Here is a 1,426-nt window from a genome sequence, read left to right on the forward strand (position 1 = left end):
GTCACGAAGGTCAATTGTAACAACCAGAGCGTCTATTCAACCGTTCGCCACCTCGTTAACAGTCTCCGCCCAGACGACACAGCCACATTCCCAAAGAAGGGCCCATCAACGGCAGACGCGTTCGAAGAGTTATACGCCCAGATGGAACGTCTCGGGGGAACCCATCTGTTCGTCCTCGATGAAATCGACCACCTCTCAAATCCCGATCCATTACTCTACGAGTTCCCACGAGCACGTGCGAACGGACATATCGAAGAGGCCAAAGTCGGCCTTATCGGAATTTCGAACAATTACACATTCCGCAACACACTCTCTGCAAAGGTCTAATCGACGCTCATGGAGCACGAAATCTCGTTTTCAACGTACGATGCAGGCGAGTTGAAGACCATTCTCACTGACCGTGCCCAGCGTGCTTTCGTCGATGGTGCATGCGTAGAGAGCGCCATTTCGGCGTGTGCTGCCTTTGCTGCGAAGGACGATGGGAGTGCTCGGCAAGCGATTGACCTGCTCCGTGAGGCCGCAGATGCCGCACAAAAGACCGGGTCTACGACAGTTACCGCAGAGCACGTCGAAAGAGTCCGACAACAGGTCAACCGCGGTCAACTTCGCGATAAAATCGATGATCAGACCATGCACGCACAGCTGGTTCTTGAAGCCGTTGCCCGCCAACAGTTGGCCGACGACGAGTCAGTGCGAACCAAACGTGTGCAACAGCGGTACGAAGCAGTCGCAGATGCCTGGGGTCACGACCACCTGACATCGTTGAAATCGATTCAGAACCACCTCGATGACCTGCATATGCTCGGATTCCTCATCCGAACCGACGAGAACAAGGGCCAAACCGGTGGGCGAAGCTACCGATGGGAAGTCGACATGAATCTCGAGACAGTTATCGAAGCCCGCGAAGAGATCGAACACGATGCGCAACCGCCCGAGTGAGGCCAGGTGTGGCTCGGACGGTAGCTTGCTGGCCGAGGGACACATCCGATTGAATGTTTGAATCAGACCACTCCCGCACAAGCCAAAGTATTATTTTGCTGTGAAAAACAGCAGAGACCAATGAAATTCACCGGCTCAGAATCATCGCGAAACACGACAAACGGTCTTTCGGACAGTAAATCGGCATGACGAAGCAGTCTACTGGCCAGCAACTCGACGACGAGACCACGGCCTCAAAGACCCGCAGTCGTCGCTACAACTGGTCACGTATGGACCTCAGCGAACTCGTCGACGTCTACTGGCAAGACATCGCACCGAAGCGCTACCGCGATGGATTCGACGAGGATCGTGACGTCCCGACCTACGAGTGGCTCACCGAACACGGATACAGTGGTATCGCGTACGCGCTACGCGAGCATCACGACCTGACGCCCAAGCAATTCTTCGTCGACGTTGTCGGCCTCGAAGACGAGGAATCTGTGGGGTG

1 protein-coding gene and 2 pseudogenes are annotated in these 1,426 nt (G+C 55.1%); all 3 read left to right on the forward strand.

Annotation, left to right across the window (positions count from 1 at the left end; genetic code table 11):
- Nucleotides 1–327 (forward strand): annotated as a pseudogene (locus C5B91_RS22835) (cell division control protein Cdc6); the annotation flags it as partial.
- A gap of 9 nt (nt 328–336) precedes the next feature.
- Nucleotides 337–939, forward strand: a complete 603-nt coding sequence (locus C5B91_RS22840) for a Cdc6/Cdc18 family protein (protein ID WP_233547848.1) — start codon at nt 337–339, stop codon at nt 937–939.
- Nucleotides 940–1,208: 269 nt separating this feature from the next.
- A pseudogene (locus tag C5B91_RS20985) lies at nt 1,209–1,426 on the forward strand (site-specific integrase); the annotation flags it as partial.

The sequence above is a fragment of the Haloferax sp. Atlit-10N genome (assembly GCF_003586325.1).
Classification (GTDB): domain Archaea; phylum Halobacteriota; class Halobacteria; order Halobacteriales; family Haloferacaceae; genus Haloferax; species Haloferax prahovense.

What these genes read in the sequence shown, in the direction of transcription:
- C5B91_RS22840 (WP_233547848.1), top strand. Translation starts at nt 337, where the DNA reads ATGGAGCACGAAATCTCGTTTTCAACGTACGATGCAGGCGAGTTGAAG.